Raw genomic sequence first — 18809 nt, forward strand, 5'->3', positions numbered from 1 at the left:
AAAAATGTTTACGCTTAAATCACTTAAAAACTCGGTATCGCCAGGTCTGCCAGATGAATATCAGTTTGGTGATTACAGCTTGCCTATTGTTTTGTCGGCAAGAAGAAAATCCATTGCCATTAAACAGAAACAAGGGCAGTTGTTATTAGAAGTGCCCAAAGCCATTAGACCTAATCAACTAAGCCGTATTTTAAAAGCCAATCATCAATGGCTACTTCGCCGTATTCAGCAATTATCAGAATTTACCGCTCCAGCATTTAGTGGCCAACAAGGCGATGTTATTACTTTTTTTGGTAAAACATACTTGTGTCATTGGCAGCTGGATGAAGGTGAAAAGTTTTCAAAGTCATTACCAGCAAAAATGCATTTTTGTGATGATAGTCAACTAGCCAAAATTGTATTTGATGGTACGCTAGATGAACATAAAAAAGCGGATATTTGTTGTCAAATAATTGAATTGACCTTTAAAGAAAAAGCCCATCAATATTTGCTTCCCAAATTAGATTTTTATGCACAGCTCATGGGAGTAAACTATCGTTCTTTAACCGTTAAAGGTTATAAATCTCGCTGGGGAAGTTGTTACTCTGATGGCCGCATTCAGTTTAATTGGCGCTTATTACAAGCTCCGGAGTGGGTAGTCGATTATGTGGTGGTGCATGAGTTAGCGCACTTAATTCATGCTAATCATTCAAAAGCGTTTTGGGATTTGGTGGAGCAACACTACCCAAAAACCAACGAGGCCAAAAAAGTATTAAAAACCCACGGCCGACAATGGATAGAATTTTTACAAAAATAAAAGCCTTATTACCCATGGGCTCCAGACCATAGACTAGTGAAACTAAAATATGCCAATTATTCACATTACCGCCAATAGCCGTTTAACCGCTGAGATTAAGCAACAAGCGATTCTTAATGCACAGCAAAACGTGGTGCAAACACCCAAGGTTATGACTTTAGGGCAGTGGTGGCAAGAATGGCAAACAGCGGCTTTATTAACAGGTGAATTGTCGGCAACGGACTTACCTAAAAAGGTGCTTAATAGCTTTGAAGCACAATGGTTGTGGGAAAGTCTACTGCAACAAGAGTTGGATCATCGTCAGCAAATCAATGATGACGATAATACTAGTAACAATGGTAACAATGGTAGCTTAAAACCGATAGCGTTATTAAATATACATACCACCGCAAAACAACTTTACCAGGCCTGGGTATTAACCGCCGAATGGTTACCAGAAGATTGGCATAGCCAAGGCTTTTTATCGGATGAAGCCGAGCTTTTTAAAAAAGTTTTACAAAAATACTTAAATCACCTTAAATCCAAGAACTGGCAAGATGAAGCTTTACTGGCTCAACAGAGATTGAGTTGGTTAACCGATTCACAAATTGGTGCTCAGCGTTTACCGCAACAATTTCAGTTACATGGTTTTGATGATTTATCACCTAATATTGTTCAATGGCAATCCGCGGTCAAAAGCTTAGGTTGTGAGGTTTATCAAGATAATATTGATAGTCAACAAAGCTTAGAAGACTTAGATAGCTTAACCAAGTCCATAGAGTTTTATCCCGCACGAGATGCCTTTGATGAAGCTGAACAAGCCGTATCTTGGGCAATTCATGAGGTGGCAGAGCAATTAAAATCAAAACCGCTTGAGCAGATTCGAGTCGCGATTGTCGCTCCCAATATTGGTGAATATAAAACCTCTCTCATTCAATGTTTAGATGAACAGCTTTTTTTACAAGGGCTCGGTAAGTTACAGACCCAAAGCGGTGATTATTTAGCTATAAAATCAAAACTCTACAACCTCTCTTTAGGTGAGCCGCTGTTTTCTCAACCTCTTATCGAAAACGCCTGGCAAACCTTAAGCCTGTTTTTTCAACCAACCAAAAGTGTCACTTACCAGGTCTGGAGCCAGTGGTTAATATCGGCTTATACTCTCGGCGATTTTGCTTTAAGGCAACAAGCGGATGCGCAATTTAGACGTTTGCAATGGGCCAATATTCAATGGCCAAAACTGCTAGAAACAAAAGCGGCGATGGGGTTACCCAATGCATTAAAAACCGCCATGCAAAATTGGTTAAAAATTCAAAATGAGCAAGCTAACACGTCGGTGTCTTTAAAAGAGTTTATCGACCAGGCCTGGCAACTTCTAGAAAGCTTAGGATGGCCGGGAAACCGAACCCTTAATTCGGATGAATATCAGCAAAAAACCGCCTTTGAAAATAGCCTAACCCAGTTTGCTAAGTTAACTGAAATTGGGGGTAAACAATCCTATTCAAAATGGCTCAGTTTACTGAAACGTTTTTTAACCGAACAAGTTCATCAATCGCAAAGCGTGGGTCATCAACCGATTCAAGTTATGGGGATGTTAGAAGCGGGTGGCCAAAGTTTTGATGCCTTGTGGATAATGGGTTTAACCAATGAGGCTTGGCCACGAATGCCAAACCCTAATCCCTTTATTCCCATGTATCTGCAACGCCAGCACGGCTTGCCTAGAAGCGATGCTAACCGTGAATTGGTTTACGCACAAAAAATCAGTCAGCGTTTAGTGAACTCGGCAAATAAAGTTATTTGGAGTTATCCACAGCAAACTTGCGAGGCATTATTACTACCCAGCTCTATTTTGCCCAAAGCGGAGCAAGCAAATCATAGTGTGCGGGCTTATCAAGCAAAATCCTATCAAACGCTTGCAGAAGCAATGCTAACCCTGCGTAAGCCAGAAAATGGTTTGTTATGGGAATTAGATGCCCAAGGTGCAGAAATTCCAGAGGGCACGATTGCCCCGGGTGGAACGGGTATTTTACAGGCTCAAAGTCAGTGCCCATTAATGGCCTATGTAGATTATCGACTCGGTGCCAAATACGGTTTGCAACAGGTTGAAGATAGCTTACAAAACACCAATCAAGGCACGTTGATTCACCAGGTATTAGAGCATTTTTGGCTAGAGACCAAAACCCAGGTGGCCATGTTGAGTTTAAGCCCTGAGCAATTAATTGAGCGACTAAACTCACACATTCAAAGCGCATTTGAAACCTTGCATGATAGTTTGGCAAAAGGGATTTTGGAAGTTGAGCAGGCCAGGGTGCTAGAGCTTTGTTTGCAATGGTTAGATGAAGAATCTAAACGCAGCAGTTTTACGGTAATAGAAACCGAGCAAGAGCATTTTATTACCTTAGCGGGTATTCAATTTAAAATCATTATTGACCGTGTTGATGAAGTGGATGGACAAGCCGTTATTTTGGATTATAAAACCGGTAAAGCTTCAATTAACAGTCTATTAAATACACCGCTAGAAGCACCGCAGTTAGCGGTTTACTTGTTGGCAATAAAGCAAGATATTAGTGGTATCGGTTACGCCTTATTACATTCGGATGAAGGGGTAAAAATCAGTGCGATTGTTGAACATGAAGAGGTGCTTTTATCTAAAAGTCGAAGTATTCAAGTGTTTGCCAAAATGGCAGAAAAAGAGGGTGGTGACTATTTTGAAACCACTTGGCCTGATTTTTTAGACCATTTAAAACAACAAGTCTTAGAACTCGCCCAACAAATTCAGCAAGGCCAAGCACAAATGACATTTAAAAAACCTCAAGATATAGAGTATGCGGCTGGAAAGTTAGCTTTACGACTCCCTGAGGTCATGCAACAACGCCAAGATATTGAGTCAATTTATGATGATTTTGATGGGGGAGTAGAGTAATGCAACAAAATGATTTATTCGCTCACGAAACCGCTAAAGTAGATAATCCAGGTCAACACAGTCAACCAGGCCTGATAAATTCAAACTTTGATTCTTCTATGAATCCGATTGAATGGCTTAAAACAGAATTTAACTTAGAGTTAGATAGCCAACTGTCAGATGGTGAAGCACGTTTTAAAGGTATCCATCCGCATTACTCCTATATTGTGCAAGCTCCAGCGGGTTCGGGTAAAACCTCATTGCTCGCTCAGCGGTTTTTAGCGTTATTGTCGCAAGTCGATTCGCCAGAAAAAATTGTTGCCATGACCTTTACCAAAAAAGCCGCCGCTGAGATGCGTGAACGTATTATTGAGGCATTAATGACGGGTAAAAAACCGTTGCCAGAAAATGCGAGTATTGTTGAAAGAAACACTTGGCAATTAGCCCAAAAAGCTTTGCAACGAGATGCTCAACAGCAATGGTCTTTATTAGAGAATCCCAACCGTTTACGCATTAAAACCATTGACGGTTTAAATAGTTATTTAGTCGGCCAAATGCCGCTGCTCTCTAAGATGGGCGGGCAATCGCAACTGTTACAAGATGCCACGCCTGCTTATCAAGAAGCGGTTCGCCAAGTGTTAAAAATGCCCGAACTTGAAGAACCAGTCGGGCGATTATTACGTTTGGTAAATGGTCGCTTTAATCGAGCTGAAAACCTACTGATTGGCATGTTAGCCAAACGTGATCAATGGATGCGTACCTTATTACAGTACCAAGGTGATGAAGCACGAGAGGTATTGGAAGCCGCGATTGAAGAGATTGTAAGTAAACTACTGACCGAACAGTTTAAGGCTTTATATTACCTAAAACCTGCATTTGAAGAGATTTGCCAAATTGCCGATTATGCGGTGCAAAATGACCAACCGCAATTAGCGGTTTTATGCGGTGCTTGGCCAATTGCTGAAGACAGCTCTGAAACTGAAAAGTGGCGAGTTTTGGCCGATTGGATATTAACCAAAGATGGTAAAAGTGTCCGTAAACGTTTAACTAAAAATGAAGGCTTTCCGCCTGGAAAAGGTGAGGCACAAGAGAATAAAGAACGGTTTGCTGATGTTTTAGATCAGGTGCGTATTGCGGTAGCAAACGATTCTAAAATTTTGCCAGCCCTGGTCACATTACGAGATTTGCCAGAGCCTGACTACAGCGACAGCCAATGGCAAGATTTACAGTGGTTAATTCAGTTATTGACCATGAGTGCGGCTTTTTTAAAACTGGTCTTTCAGCAGAGTGGCCAAGCCGATTACATTGAAATCGCCCAAGCTGCTAGCCAAGCTTTGGGTAGTGAACTAGAACCAACCGATTTGGCTCAACAGCTTGATTACCAAATTCAACATCTATTGGTGGATGAGTTTCAAGATACCAGTAGTGAACAGTTTAAATTGCTTAAGCAATTGATTGCAGGCTGGCAGGTCGATGATGGTCGCACGCTGTTTTTGGTGGGCGATCCCATGCAGTCTATCTACCGCTTTCGTGAAGCGGAAGTCGGTAACTTCTTAAAAGCCTGGCAAGGCACGATTGGTAATGTCACTTTAAAACAGCTTAATTTACAAGTTAACTTCCGTTCATCTGCGGGCGTAGTCAATTGGGTTAACCAGGCCTTTAAACAGGTCTTGCCTAAAGAGAATGCGATTGAAAAAGGGGCAGTAACTTATTCGGATTCCATCGCCTTTTTTAAAGAGAACTCTAAAGATGATTCTCCTGCGGTAACTGCTCACTGGCAATTAAATCAATCTGCAGAGCAAGAAGCTCAGGAAGTTTTACAGATTATTCAAAATCGTTTAAATGATTTTGCTCAAGCCGAAAGTCAGCTTGATGCCAATCAAAAAGAATCATTCCGTAAAAAACATAAAATCGCCATTCTCGGTCGTTCTCGCTCAAGCTTAATGGGCATTGCCCAATTGTTAAAGCAGCATCAAATTGGTTTTAGAGCGGTTGATTTAGAGAACCTTGCAGATCGCCAAGAAGTTCAGGATGTTTTGGCCTTAAGCCGTGCTTTATTACATTTAGCAGACAGAGCCGCATGGATTGCCTTATTACGTTCACCTTTAGTGGGGCTTAATTTAACCGATATTTATACGCTGATTGGTGACATGCCATACCAAACGGTTTGGGCAGCGATTGAGCGTGGCCGCTGTGCAAAACCTAACAACAAAAATTCGCACAAAGATTCGCACAAAGATTGGTGTTTTAACAACTTACCAGAGCTTTCTGAGATAGGAAAAACGCGATTACAACAAGCGATTCCAGTATTAGAAAATGCCTTAAAACGTTTAGGCAGCGTTGGTTTTTCCACCTTAGTTCGTGAAACCTGGTTGCAATTGGATGGTGCACAAACGGTTGAAAATGTTGTGGCTTTAGAGAACGTGGATGTCTTTTGCCAAACCTTGGCAAACAGTGATTCACCGGTGATTGATTTACAACAACTCGAGAAACAGGTTGAAAGCTTATTTGCTCGACCAGATTCTTCGCCCGAAAGCCAAACCATTGAACTGATGACCATGCATAAATCTAAAGGTTTGGAATTTGATACGGTGATTTTACCAGGCCTGGGTAAAAAGCCACGTGGTGATGATGCGGCGTTAGTTTCATGGTTTCAGTTCTTGAGTGATGCCGGTGAAGAGCAGTTGGTGATTGCTCCAATTGATCAAAAAGGCCAAGCTACTTCAGGTTTACGTAATTTATTAAAAACCTTTGAATCTGAAAAGCAGGGTTATGAGTTAGGGCGATTGCTTTATGTTGCCGCAACTCGTGCCAAACAGCATTTGCATCTTTTGGGGCAGGTGAAATATCAGCCAACGGAAAAACAACTCGCCAGCGATGAGATTATTATTAATCCCAATAAAGACAGTTTGTTACAGAGTTTATGGCCGTTTGTAAAAACTGATTTTATGGCACTCGCTAAACAGTATGAACCTGTGGAGGAGCAACAAGTTGATCAGCAAGAAATCTGGCCAAAAGTGAGCCGCTTACCTGTTGAGCGATCAGGTTTTGCAGATTTTGTTCCAAAATCGGAGAATGATTTTAGTGCTTTAGTGAATCGTAAATTGGCCAGTCAATCTATTCCTTTAGTGAGTGATAGTGAAGAGACAAATAATGAAGACCTAAATAATGAAGATCAAAGCAATTTACCAGGCCTGGTATTTAGCCAACAAAACGCGGTATTAAATACAACGGTAGGTAACTTAGTTCATGCCATCTTTGAGCAAATGGTGACTGAAGGTGTTGAAAATTGGACAAGTGATACGTTAGAAAATCGCTTGCCCGTTTATGAGCTATGGCTATTACAACAAGGTTTGCCAGAGGTTGATTTACCTGAAGCAATTCGCAGAGTAAAACAATCTATTCAAAATGGTTTACAAAATACTAAGCTGCTGTGGGCATTGAAAGATAGTCATGCTGAATCGGCTACAGAATATCCGCTCACATCAATTGATGATGGCGTGATTGCCAATCATATTGTGGATAGAACCTTTGTTGATCGAGAGGGTGTACGTTGGATTGTGGATTATAAAACCAGCGTAAATGACAGTGAACAAACCGACGTGTTTTTAAAACATCAAACTGAAAAATACCAACCACAACTTGCTCGTTATGGAGAGTTGTTTAAACAGATAGAAAATCGACCTCAAAAATGGGTGTTGTATTTTAGTTATTTGAATATTTGGCATGAGCTGAATACGCTGTAAAATACGGCAACACAATATAGCAATAAATTGCCGTAAAAATTTAAAAGAGAATAAATAATGGAAAAGACACAAGCACAAATTTTACGTCACCACGGTGGTGATGCAGAACACGCTCGAAAAATGATTACCGAAACCTATGCGAAACGTCATGATATTGATTTTTGGGAGTTCTGGAATGCTCAAATGAGTACCTGTATTGCAAAGGGCGACGTACTTTTAGATTTGGGAGCTGGGATTGGCCAGTTTGTGGAAGACCTAGCTCTACGTTATCCAGAAAATACTGCGGTAGGGATTGATGCGGCAGAATATATGTTAACTGCACAAGTTAGCTTACCGGACAATGCCAGAATGCTTAAAGATGATTTGAATGAGCCAACAACCAATATCGGTGATGGCAAAGTAGCGACAGTTATGGCGAGTATGTTGGTGCATGAGCTACCACAGCCAGTAAATATGTTTAAGGCTGTCTATAAATGGCTAAAACCAGGCGGGCGTTTTTGCATTATTGATTTGGTTCGCCAGCCATTAGAAGACTATTTAACGCATAAATACCCCAATGCAGAACTTTGGAATACTAATGTTTCACGCGATGATATTGAAGATGTGTTTGAACACTTCTTAGAGCATAATCGTTATCATGCGGATGATATTATTTTTATGTTGAAATCATTAGGATTCAAAATCATAGAAAACACACCACAACGCGGTGGGCGATTTGTTCGCATTGTGGTTGAAAAATAGGTTTACCCTGTGCTTAAAAAGAACAGATTTCCACAGGCCATGCCAAGCCTGATGTTTTATTTAAGTTCGTTAAATATCATGACTTTTCTGAGTAATTGAGAAGTCTTTTTAAACATTTATATACCTTATAATGCTCTCTTTCTGGCTTTCCCTTACTTTCTTTGCATCTCCAAAGAGGGAAAGCTTTATCACGTTAAATTCCTATTACTATCGCAATATATTTTCTGTTGTCTTTTTACCTTGTGCTTACAAAGCATAGATTGCCACAGGGCATGCCAGGCCTGGTAAATTCCATTATTAATCTGAGCAATAAGTTAAAGCCTGTCTACATCTTAATAGTAATTTACTATCGTACTGTTAGTAACAATCAATTTTATCTATAAATAAAAAATAGTTATAGTATGCACAAGTCATCAGAAACACGAACTGATGAAAACAATACTTAATAATTCAATGAGGAATTTAAAATGGAAAACCAAGAGCAAATCATTTCATTACCACGTTTGAACGAAGCGGCACCAGCATTTGATGCAGTTACAACTCACGGCCGTAAAACACTTGAAGATTACAAAGGTAAGTGGTTAATTCTTTTCTCCCACCCAGCTGACTTTACGCCAGTTTGTACCACTGAATTTATGGCGTTCCAAGAACGTAAACCTCAATTTGATGCAATGAACTGTGAGCTTTTAGGTCTTTCAATTGACTCTCACCACTCTCACATTGCTTGGGAACTAAATATTAAACAAAACTGGGGTATGGAGATCGAATTCCCGATTATTGCTGACCTAGACATGAAAGTAGCAACATCATACGGAATGGTTCACCCTGGTGCGGCAGATACTTCTGCAGTACGTGCAACCTTCATTATTGATGATAAAGGTGTATTACGTGCCATGATGTACTACCCAATGAGTAATGGTCGTTCAATGGATGAGTTTGTACGTCTTGTTAAAGCAATGCAAACTTCTGATGAGCATAAAGTGGCGACTCCAGCGGCTTGGCAGCCTGGTGATAAAGTGATTGTTCCACCAGCAGCAACAGCAGAAGAAGCTAAAGCACGTATGGCGTCTGATGACTATGATTGTGTTGATTTCTACTTCTGCACAAAATCAATCTAAGAAGCGTGCACCATATATACGGTTGATTCACTCCTAAATCAATCGTGTAATGAGTAGTAAGTAAAAGCCATCAAGATTTGTCTTGATGGCTTTTTTAGTATTTGGGTTTCATAATTTACCCTATACTCACAATATCGTCGGTCAGATAGGTTTACCAGGCCTGGCATGCCCTGTGGCAATCTATGCTTTGTAAGCACAGGGTAAAATCATTTATATTTCTTATTTTGTAATAATGAAATTCTTTAGCATTTCTAGTCTAATAAGCGTAAGCTGATTACCATCATTTATTAAAATCTAGTCAACTTCTTTAAGGAGACTTACCATGTCTGAGCAACGTCGTTCTGATCAAGCTAAATACATTCGTTTTTTTAATGAAATCGCCATTGAAGATATTCCATTAGTAGGTGGTAAAAACGCCTCATTGGGAGAGATGTATCAAGAACTCACTCCACAAGGCGTACCTATTCCTAATGGTTTTGCCATTACTGCCGAAGCCTATCGTTGGATATTGACCGAGAACAACCTTTGGCCTGAAATAACCCAACTTTTAGATGGTTTAAATCCGGAAAATTCTATTGATTTACAAAAACGTGGTGCTCAGCTTCGTGGATTAGTTTATGCGGCAAAACTACCTGATGACTTATATCAAGAGATGGTTGAAGCTTATGAGAAATTGCTTAAAGAATATGATGGTAATGCTTCTCTTGCAGTAAGAAGCTCGGCTACAGCAGAAGATTTGCCTACCGCTAGTTTTGCAGGCCAGCAAGACACCTATTTGAATATATCAGGTTTAGCCGCTTATATTGATGCATGCCGTCACTGTTTTGCGAGTTTGTTTACTGATAGGGCAATTCACTACCGAACTGATCAAGGATTTGACCACCTTGAAGTCGGTCTGTCGATTGGTGTGCAGATTATGGTGCGTTCTGATTTAGCCTCATCAGGTGTGATGTTTACCATCGATACTGAGACCGGTTTTGAAGATGTAATCTTAATTACTGGGGCTTATGGACTAGGTGAAAACGTGGTGCAGGGTGCAGTAGATCCTGATGAATTTTATGTGCATAAAACCACCTTTGAAAAAGGGTTTAGAAGTGTCTTTAAACGCCATTTAGGCACTAAAAAAATTAAGATGGTGTACGCCAGCGATGAAAACCGAAGAGAGCCGGTTCATAATATTCCTACGGGAATCTCTGAGCAGAAAAAATTCTGTATTAGCGATACTGAAGCCATTAAGTTAGCCGAATACGCACTTAAAATTGAAAAACATTATAGCGACCATGCCAATCAACATCGTCCCATGGATATTGAGTGGGCTAAGGATGGTCTTACTGGTGAACTGTTTATTGTGCAAGCTCGTCCAGAAACGGTCGCTTCGCAGCAAGCAGGTATGGTGTTAAAGCAATATCAGTTAACTGAAAAGCCTGCTGAAAGTTTGGTAATTGGTCGTTCTGTGGGGGCCAAAATTGCCTATGGTCGAGTGCGAGTGATTGAATCGGTTGAACATTTAAATGAGTTTAAAGCGGGTGAGGTGTTGGTTTCAGATATTACTACGCCAGATTGGGAACCGGTTATGAAAATTGCATCAGCCTTAGTGACTAATCGCGGTGGTCGAACCTGTCATGCCGCTATTATTTCTCGTGAGTTGGGAATCCCTGCGGTTGTCGGTACTGGCAAAGCAACCGAGTTAATGAAAACGGGTGAAATAGTGACCGTGAGTTGTGCCGAGGGTGATGAAGGCCATGTTTATAGAGGTCAGATACCGTTTGAAATCATTGAAACGGATTTGTCAGGTATTGAAAAACCGAAAACCAAAATATTAATGAATTTAGCCAACCCAGAAATGGCCTTTAGAGTAAATAAACTGCCAAACGATGGCCTGGGTTTGGCACGCATGGAATTTATTATTAACAATAAAATTCAAATTCATCCACAAGCGTTATTACAACCAGAACTGATTGAGAGTGAAGAAGATAAAGCTAAAATCAAACAGTTGACTGAGGGCTATAGTAGTGGCAAAGATTTCTTTATTCGTAAGTTGTCTGAGGGGATTGGAACTCTAGCGGCTGGATTTTATCCCAAACCGGTTGTGGTGAGGTTGTCGGATTTTAAATCGAATGAATATGCCAGTTTAATTGGTGGTAAAGCGTTTGAATTAAAAGAAGAAAATCCAATGATTGGCTTTAGAGGTGCGGCACGTTATAACGATGCCTCTTTTAAAGAAAGCTTTGCTATGGAGTGTGCAGCCTTAAAACATGTACGTGAAGTGATGGGGTTTGACAATATTATAATTATGATTCCATTTTGCCGCCGTCTTGAAGAAGCCAAAAAAGTGATTGATACCTTGGCTCATAACGGTTTGGTACGTGGTATTCATGGCTTAAAAATCTATATGATGTGTGAGATTCCAAACAATGTATTGTTGATTGACGAGTTCTCTGAATATTTTGATGGCTTCTCTATTGGAACCAATGATTTAGCACAATTAGTCTTGGGTGTTGATCGTGATTCTGCCAAGGTGGCTTACAATTATGATGAGCGAGATCCAGGCGTGAAAAAAATGGTGAAAATGGCCATAGAAGGAGCCAAACGCAATGGCAAGCACATAAGTTTATGCGGACAAGCGCCATCAGATTATCCAGAATTTGCCGAGTTTTTAGTAGAGCTTGGAATTGATGCCATGAGTTTAAATCCAGATTCGGTGTTATGTACCTTGCCAACGATTATTGCAGCGGAGAAGAGGTTTAGTAAACGTTAGTCAGTGGACAATAGTGTTTAGTATTGGTGATGCATTTTTAAAAATTCGGTCACCAATAACGAACGGTTAGATAGTCAGGACAATCGACTTATAGACCAATAACTAAAAAGCCTCAAAAGCATTTTGAATCCATTCGGGTTCAGTTTGCTGTGCGGTGTAACTGAGTACATCAAATCGCATAACCAGTTCTTGATATTGAGGATGTTTGAGCAGATAGTTTTGTGCACAGAGAATGATGTGTTGTTGCTTTTTGCTCGTTACGGTTTCAGAAGGGTGGCCGTAGGCGGTTTGTTTGCGGTATTTGACTTCAAAAAAGATTAATTGGGTTTCTTGATTAGCTTTTTTATACAGGCCAATTAAATCAATCTCTCCACCTTTGCAGTGAAAGTTTTCAGCTAGTATTTGAATGCCTTGATTGACTAACCAGTGTTTAGCTTGTTGCTCTTTTTGATGACCTATAGAGAACCAACTGGTTAGTTTTGACATGGTTTTGTCTCAGTTATTCGTAGTTTTTATTCGGTATCGGCATTTCTTATAGACTGATTTTGTTGATTTACGATTTTTACATCAACTGGCGGTGCTTCTTGTAATAAGCCTTTTTTGTCATATTTTGCCCAAACTAACTTCTGTTTAATTTGGTTGCCATCGAGACTTAAAATGCCTGTTTTGCCACTGGTTAAACAACCCCCGTTTTGCAGGTTTGCCATTTCCATAGTCACTTCAAAACTATCCCAACCAAAGGCTTCAAATGCTGAGTTTAGATCTGCAGGATCTAAAACGGCGGGATAGGTTAAGAAACTAACTTTGTTTAAATCACGATTAACCGCAATATCTTGAAAATTATTGGGGGTTAATTCATTGTCGCCATAAAGTGGTGTTTCAAGCTCAAAAAAGTCAAACTGTGGTCTAAATACAGCCATACGGTGTGCATTATCAAAGATAACAATTGCATCTAAATCTTCACGTGTACGTGGAAAAAAGCTTAATTTTTCACCTAATAACCATCGCAAATTGTTTTGACGTTCGTTGCTGTTATTCTCATGGATTAGCTGGCCTAGAGCTTCTCTTAACCTCGGATTTTGATCTGGATACATGCTGAGTTCAGCGTAATCATTGGCTTGATTCAGTATGTACTGCAATTCTTGAGCTTTAGAAAGAGAGTGTGTGTCGTTGTTGGTGAGAATGCCAATCCGTTTAAAGCCCGATTTATTAAAACGGCTTAACATTTGTGCACTTTGGTCTGCAGATTTAAAACTAAATTGAGTGATAGAACTATTCTCAACGGTGTTTAAGGCCAAAACTTGGTCATCTTGAAAGCTAGCAATTTGCTGAATAGCTTCTTTTCTAAGAGGGCCAATAATTCTATCAGCACCTTCTTCTTTAGCTCGATTATAGGTTGCTTCTACCTCTTCAAGATTACTGGTGTCGTAAAATTTTAGAGTAACGTCTTGGTCTGATGCAAAAAAGGCTTTCATAATTCCGCTACGAATTTGGTTGCCTACAAATTTATAACGTCCATCAAAGGGTAAAAGCACGGCTATTTGTTTAATCTGACCTTGTTTAGGTCTTTCTGCGATGAGTTTAGCCAGTAAGTTTTGATGGAATATGGCGTTTTCATCATAGGTATTTAGGTTCAATAGAGCGGTAGGGTAATCATAACGAGATGCATTAATAGTGGTGTATAAATCATTCCACGCTTGAACTTCTGGATTTTGGCTATTGGCTAATTGCTCTAAATTATTGGCAGATAAAGAACTTACAATTGTCCAGGCCTGGTCCTCAAGTTGAGCTTGAATCTCTGGTTTATTTGCTTGTTTATGCCAGAGCTGAGTGCTGTATATAAGATAGTCAGCCCATAACCCATTTACAGAAGCTTGGTTTCTTAGCGATTCTAGTTGCTCAATACTCAGATCTTTTGTGTCTTGGGTTACACTAATCGGTTTTGGTGTTATCGTCTCTGCTGCTTTAGACTGAACAGGTTTACTTGGCGGTGTTCCACAAGCCGATAGCCCCATTAATAGGGCGGAAACCATAAAAGTTTTGAGAGGCTTAGTAATGTAAAAAGGCGAGGTCTTTATCATTTTGATTTAGAATAACTTGTTTATTATGAATTGTTTTTGTGGATTATATCTTATATCTAAGTAAAGGTTGAGTAACCTTGCTTATTGATTACCACTCTGTTTTGTAGCTTTTTTCAAGAAAAAAGCTTGTTAATGAGACTAATTGTAACCAGTTAAAACCCATAGTAATACTTTAATTTTAAAGAAATAATCTCAAAATAACTTCATAGTAACTTTAGAGTAAAGTAAAACGTTAAAGTTCCACTAAAGATAAAAAGGTCGATATGAATCAGTATGCTAATAACCCCGTTTCAGGAACTCTATATGTAATAGCCACACCAATTGGTAATTTAAGCGATATTACCCGTAGAGCGACTGAAACATTAGAAAAAGTAGATTGGGTGGCCGCAGAAGATACTCGTCACAGCAAACCTTTATTGAATTCTTTAGGCATTAATCAAACTTTACTCAGTTTACATGAACACAATGAAGCCCAACGTACAGAACAGCTTTTAGAGAAATTATTGAATGGTGAAAATGGAGCGTTAATTTCAGATGCGGGCACCCCATTAATTAATGACCCAGGTTATTATTTGGTTAAGCGGTTACGTAAAGAAGGCGTTAATGTAGTGCCTATTCCTGGTCCAAGTGCGGTAATTACCGCACTGTGTGCGGCTGGTCTACCTACGGATCGTTTTACCTATGAAGGGTTTTTACCCGCCAGGTCAAGTAAACGTTTACTAGCATTAGAAAACTTGGTTAAAGAAACTCGTACTTTGGTGTTTTATGAGTCCCCACACCGTTTAATAGATTGTTTGCAAGATATGCAACAGACTTTTGGCGAACAAAGAGAGATTGTAGTAGCTCGTGAATTAACTAAAAAGTTTGAACAATTTGTTTCAGGTTCTTTACTAGAGGTGCTAACTTACTTTACTGAAAATAGTGATAAGGTACGTGGCGAGTTTGTATTGATGTTGGCAGGGGCTGAACTTAAAAACGATGAAGAATCTGCGGCGGCGATGGTTGAAACCGATAAGATGATTCAAGTGATGTTAAAACAATCTTTACCTGTAAAACAGATATCGGAAATGATTGCGGAGATAACGGGGGAAAAGAAAAAAGCGATTTACCAGAGAGTGCTGGAGTTCAAAGCACAGTAGAAACCTTAAAATAAGAGGCTTTTATTGATGGTGGTGATGCATTGATTTTTTAAGTGCTTTGGGGGCTGAGAAATCGATGTCTAGTACTTTATAGACAACCTCTAAAATACCAATTGGAGTAAAAGGTTTTTTAACCCAGGCTTTTACGCCTAATTCTTGAGCATCATCTTTGCATGTTTTACTACCTTCGGCACTCAGCATAATGCTAGGCGTTTGGGTGTTTTTACCCTGTTTTTTTGCCGCTTTCACCAGCTCAAAACCATGGTGCCCATTTTCCAACATGAGATCCACAATCATCAGGTCATAGCTTTTTTGCATAGTGTATAGAGTGGCTTCTGTAACTGTTGAAGCACTATCTACTTCTATTCCATCACTTTCTAAAGTCATTTTTAGTAATGCTCGTATGACTTTGGCGTCATCTAGAATAAGAATTTTTAGCATGCAACCTCTTGTAAGTGACTGGGATTGTTGATTGAGATGGGCTTAAGTATAGTGATGATTATCATAAATGCAAAGCTAAATTACTAGGCCTGGTAGTATTATTTTATAGATGTTTTGACGCTTTTAAAGCCTTAATAACATAAATATCATAACGGGTATTTGGGCTACTAACTTGGGCACTAGGTTGAATGTTATTGATAGGGCAAAAAACAGGAATAGCTCCTTTTGGACGCTTGACTACCACACGGTATTTGGCGGTTTGAAGTGCCGCGGCAAGTAAGTTTTCGCTATCGGTATCTGGCCCAACCAATTGCTGCAAGGCCTGCATCTCTTTTTTGGCGGCCGCCTTTTTCTTTTTTTCTGGATACATTGGATCCATATAAATCACATCAATATCGGGTTTTTGTTCCAGCAAATATTCGGCACTATCGGCATTGATTAAAGAAAGGTTGGCAATGCCGCTTGTTATCTCCGTGCTAAGTGTTTCAGTTGGGTTATTGGCTCTTTTCAGAGCATCATCTAATAATGCCGCTACAATCGGTGAGCGTTCTATCATCTGCACTTTAAAGCCTAGACTTGCCAATACATAACTATCGCCACCCATGCCTGCTGTTGCATCAATAATGTTGGGTAATCGGCTTGTGTTGTCATTTTCAATTTGCCCCATAGCTCTTACTAAAGGTTGGCCTTTACCGCCGCCAAACTGCAAGCGATGAGCTTTTTTGCCACTCAAAAAATCAATCGACACAGGGCCTTGTTTGTCTGAACACAAGCTAAGGTTGAGGGTTGGGTCTTTTTTGTTGCTAAGCCAATCTAACCAAAGAGGAGAGGTGGCGGCTTCATCACAGATTGGTAAATTTAGCTTGTAACTAAGATCTTTGGCTTTATCTGGATGGGTATTGGCAATACAGGGTTTAATATGAGAGTTGAGTTGTTCCATAATTTAATGCGTAATCCCGATCATGCTAATAATAATGGTGAAGCCAAGAGAGGCATTAATAAAACCGTACAAAGAAATGCTCCAATATAACCACCAATATTGCTGTTGGGTTTTTAAGTAATAAAAATAAGGAATCAACAAGATTAAACTATTAGCCATGGCGACCAGTAAAGCAATGCCATTATGCTGCATGTTTAACATGTCAGATAACAACATACTGGGAACAGAGCCAATAAAATAAGTGTACTGCCAAAAACTAATGTTTGCAGTAGGCAATAGAAAAGCAAAGCCAAACGCCCAAATAAAACTATAAAAAAGCGTTTTGTTTAGTGGGTTTTTATAAAAAGGCATTTTGGTTTGATTATTCATTTTCAATTGACTGTTGTGATGCATTGAATCGCTATCTTAAACCAAAACGCTTTTGGTAAATAGGATTCTAACTGAGTGTATATAAATATTATCTCGCCCAAAATGATTGTGTTGGATGCTCTCAATGGCTATAACTATTCACTTTATATTCATTTATTTATAGCCAAATGAGGGTGTACAATAATGGGTGTTTTATACTTTATGAACCTGGTTGCGAAAAGGCTTCCTAATTTAATTTAAGTTAAGTTAAGGCCTGCGAGTACCAATGAACCCTAAGACAATGAGTCATACTATTTATACAACATCTCATAAAACATCAGTGCTTTTACAAGGTCGAGTTTTTAATAAACGCGTGACTAATCTTGTCAAAAATTCTTTGATGGGCTTTTGGTTTATGTTGTTAATTACAGTGAGTTCAACGGCAACGGCTTCCCAATTAAGCCTTCAGCATGTTAGTTTGGATGGCCCAAATTGGCAGCATTTTGCAACATTGCACGATGCAGGTTTTTTGTTTGTAGATGAAAACTACCAACCTTTAAATGAAAAGAATGCTCAACAATTTTTTGTACCCGCCTCAACAACTAAGTTAATTACGGCTCTATTAAGTTTGCAACATTGGGGCGAAAAGCATCGTTTTAAAACAGAATTTTATTTGCAAAAACAGACTGACTCTTTACCCACCTTAATTGTGAAAGGGTATGGCGATCCATTTTTGGTATCAGAAGAGTTGCAACTACTTGCTAAAAATTTAGCCACGCATCTTAATGACTTGGGTGTTAAGCAATTGGCAGGCATTCAAATTGACAGTAGTTATTATTTACCAGGCCTGGTTATGCCAGGAACCGGCGAGAGCGATAACCCGTATGACGCCATTCCTGCGGCTGTTGCCGCAAACTTTAATAGTATTTATATTCACAAAAATGCTGGCGTTTTAACTTCAGCTGAGCCACAAACTCCACTGACCCCTGCAGGTTTGACTATAGCTAAAACGATTAAGCATTACCCAAAATCAAACAATAAAAGGGTTAATTTAGGAAATGATGCACAGCTGAATGAGCAATATTTTGCAGAGCTTTTAGCGACCTTTTTAGGTCAACATAAGATTACGGTAGGTAAACAAATCTTATTTAAACCAATGCAGCCAAATCAAACGGCTTCAATTCAAAAAGTATATACACATTTAAATAGTAAAGATTTAGCTGAAATCATTAAACCGATGATGAAGTATTCCACCAATTTTATTGCCAATCAGCTGGCGTTAAATTTAGGTGCAGAATTGTTTGGTGGTCCAGCTACGCAACAAAAAGTACAAAAGGCTTATCAACAGCTGCTTTCAAAACAATTTAATTGGCAAGCATTTCATGTTGAAGATGGTGCAGGGCTTTCTAGAAATAATCGTTTAGCACCGAGCCAGTTGGTTGATGTGTTAGAAGCATTTACCCCATGGAAAAAGCTTCTACCTCAAATTGAAAAAAGTGTGTTTGCAAAGTCAGGAACATTAATTGGAGTAAGTACTTTGGCAGGCTACGTCCAGAAGCAAGAAAAATTTTTACCTTTTGCGATTATGATTAATCAAAAAGTACCTTTCAGATTTAGAAATAAATTGGCAAAAGAACTGGCACAGGCTTACTAGTTTTTTGTTCAGCATACGAATCTTACCCTATGCTCATAATGTAAAGTCGTCCACAGGAAATACCAGGCCTGGTAAGTTTTAATATAAGACCTCTGCATGAGTCATCACCTAAAGAAAAAGTTATAAAATTTAGTGATTTTCGATTCTTTGTCGAGTTCAATACTACGAG

General features: G+C 39.4%; 13 protein-coding genes. 8 read left to right on the forward strand and 5 right to left on the reverse strand.

From position 1 onward, the window contains the following. Positions 1 to 4 precede the first annotated feature (4 nt). The 6 genes from ACORJQ_RS05150 (at position 5) to ppsA (ending at position 12037) form a co-directional block, all read left to right on the forward strand. Positions 5 to 796 carry a M48 family metallopeptidase gene (locus tag ACORJQ_RS05150; protein ID WP_321326591.1) on the forward strand — a complete coding sequence of 264 codons (792 nt, stop codon included), beginning with the start codon at positions 5 to 7 and terminating at the stop codon, positions 794 to 796. A gap of 49 nt (positions 797 to 845) precedes the next feature. After that, entirely contained in the window at positions 846 to 3695 is a 2850-nt protein-coding gene (locus ACORJQ_RS05155; protein WP_321326593.1) for a PD-(D/E)XK nuclease family protein, read from the forward strand. After that, complete coding sequence (locus tag ACORJQ_RS05160) at positions 3695 to 7420, forward strand: UvrD-helicase domain-containing protein (protein WP_321326595.1); 3726 nt, start codon at positions 3695 to 3697, stop codon at positions 7418 to 7420. The genes ACORJQ_RS05155 and ACORJQ_RS05160 overlap by 1 nt, the downstream gene beginning before the upstream one ends. A gap of 57 nt (positions 7421 to 7477) precedes the next feature. After that, the gene (locus tag ACORJQ_RS05165) at positions 7478 to 8161 is read left to right on the forward strand and encodes a class I SAM-dependent methyltransferase (protein WP_321326597.1); all 684 of its coding nucleotides are present in this window, start codon (positions 7478 to 7480) and stop codon (positions 8159 to 8161) included. Between the two features lie 467 nt (positions 8162 to 8628). Beyond that, complete coding sequence (locus ACORJQ_RS05170; protein WP_321326599.1) at positions 8629 to 9279, forward strand: peroxiredoxin; 651 nt, start codon at positions 8629 to 8631, stop codon at positions 9277 to 9279. Between the two features lie 322 nt (positions 9280 to 9601). After that, the gene (ppsA, locus tag ACORJQ_RS05175) at positions 9602 to 12037 is read left to right on the forward strand and encodes a phosphoenolpyruvate synthase (protein WP_321326601.1); all 2436 of its coding nucleotides are present in this window, start codon (positions 9602 to 9604) and stop codon (positions 12035 to 12037) included. 102 nt (positions 12038 to 12139) lie between these two features. On the opposite strand, the gene ACORJQ_RS05180 is transcribed toward ppsA, so the two are convergent. Both ACORJQ_RS05180 and ACORJQ_RS05185 read right to left on the reverse strand, forming a co-directional pair. After that, the gene (locus tag ACORJQ_RS05180) at positions 12140 to 12523 is read right to left on the reverse strand and encodes a YraN family protein (protein ID WP_321326603.1); all 384 of its coding nucleotides are present in this window, start codon (positions 12521 to 12523) and stop codon (positions 12140 to 12142) included. A gap of 26 nt (positions 12524 to 12549) precedes the next feature. Beyond that, positions 12550 to 14070: a penicillin-binding protein activator gene (locus tag ACORJQ_RS05185; protein ID WP_321326605.1), complete on the reverse strand. Its 1521-nt coding sequence runs from the start codon at positions 14068 to 14070 to the stop codon at positions 12550 to 12552. A 311-nt stretch (positions 14071 to 14381) separates the two neighbouring features. On the opposite strand from ACORJQ_RS05185, the gene rsmI reads away from it, so the two are divergent. Continuing rightward, entirely contained in the window at positions 14382 to 15257 is an 876-nt protein-coding gene (gene rsmI / locus ACORJQ_RS05190) for a 16S rRNA (cytidine(1402)-2'-O)-methyltransferase (protein WP_321326606.1), read from the forward strand. A gap of 21 nt (positions 15258 to 15278) precedes the next feature. Here rsmI and ACORJQ_RS05195 read toward each other — a convergent pair whose 3' ends face one another. The 3 genes from ACORJQ_RS05195 to ACORJQ_RS05205 form a co-directional block, all read right to left on the reverse strand. After that, a complete protein-coding gene (locus tag ACORJQ_RS05195; RefSeq protein ID WP_321326607.1) occupies positions 15279 to 15698 on the reverse strand; it encodes a response regulator in 420 nt (139 codons plus the stop codon). Between the two features lie 103 nt (positions 15699 to 15801). Next, positions 15802 to 16638: a class I SAM-dependent methyltransferase gene (locus ACORJQ_RS05200; RefSeq protein WP_321326609.1), complete on the reverse strand. Its 837-nt coding sequence runs from the start codon at positions 16636 to 16638 to the stop codon at positions 15802 to 15804. A gap of 3 nt (positions 16639 to 16641) precedes the next feature. Next, positions 16642 to 17031 carry a hypothetical protein gene (locus ACORJQ_RS05205; protein WP_321326610.1) on the reverse strand — a complete coding sequence of 130 codons (390 nt, stop codon included), beginning with the start codon at positions 17029 to 17031 and terminating at the stop codon, positions 16642 to 16644. A 370-nt stretch (positions 17032 to 17401) separates the two neighbouring features. Between ACORJQ_RS05205 and ACORJQ_RS05210 the strand changes: the two genes are divergently transcribed. After that, entirely contained in the window at positions 17402 to 18640 is a 1239-nt protein-coding gene (locus ACORJQ_RS05210; RefSeq protein WP_321326613.1) for a D-alanyl-D-alanine carboxypeptidase/D-alanyl-D-alanine-endopeptidase, read from the forward strand. The last annotated feature ends 169 nt before the right edge of the window (positions 18641 to 18809 follow it).

This window comes from Thiomicrorhabdus sp. (assembly GCF_963662555.1).
In the GTDB taxonomy this organism is placed as follows: domain Bacteria; phylum Pseudomonadota; class Gammaproteobacteria; order Thiomicrospirales; family Thiomicrospiraceae; genus Thiomicrorhabdus.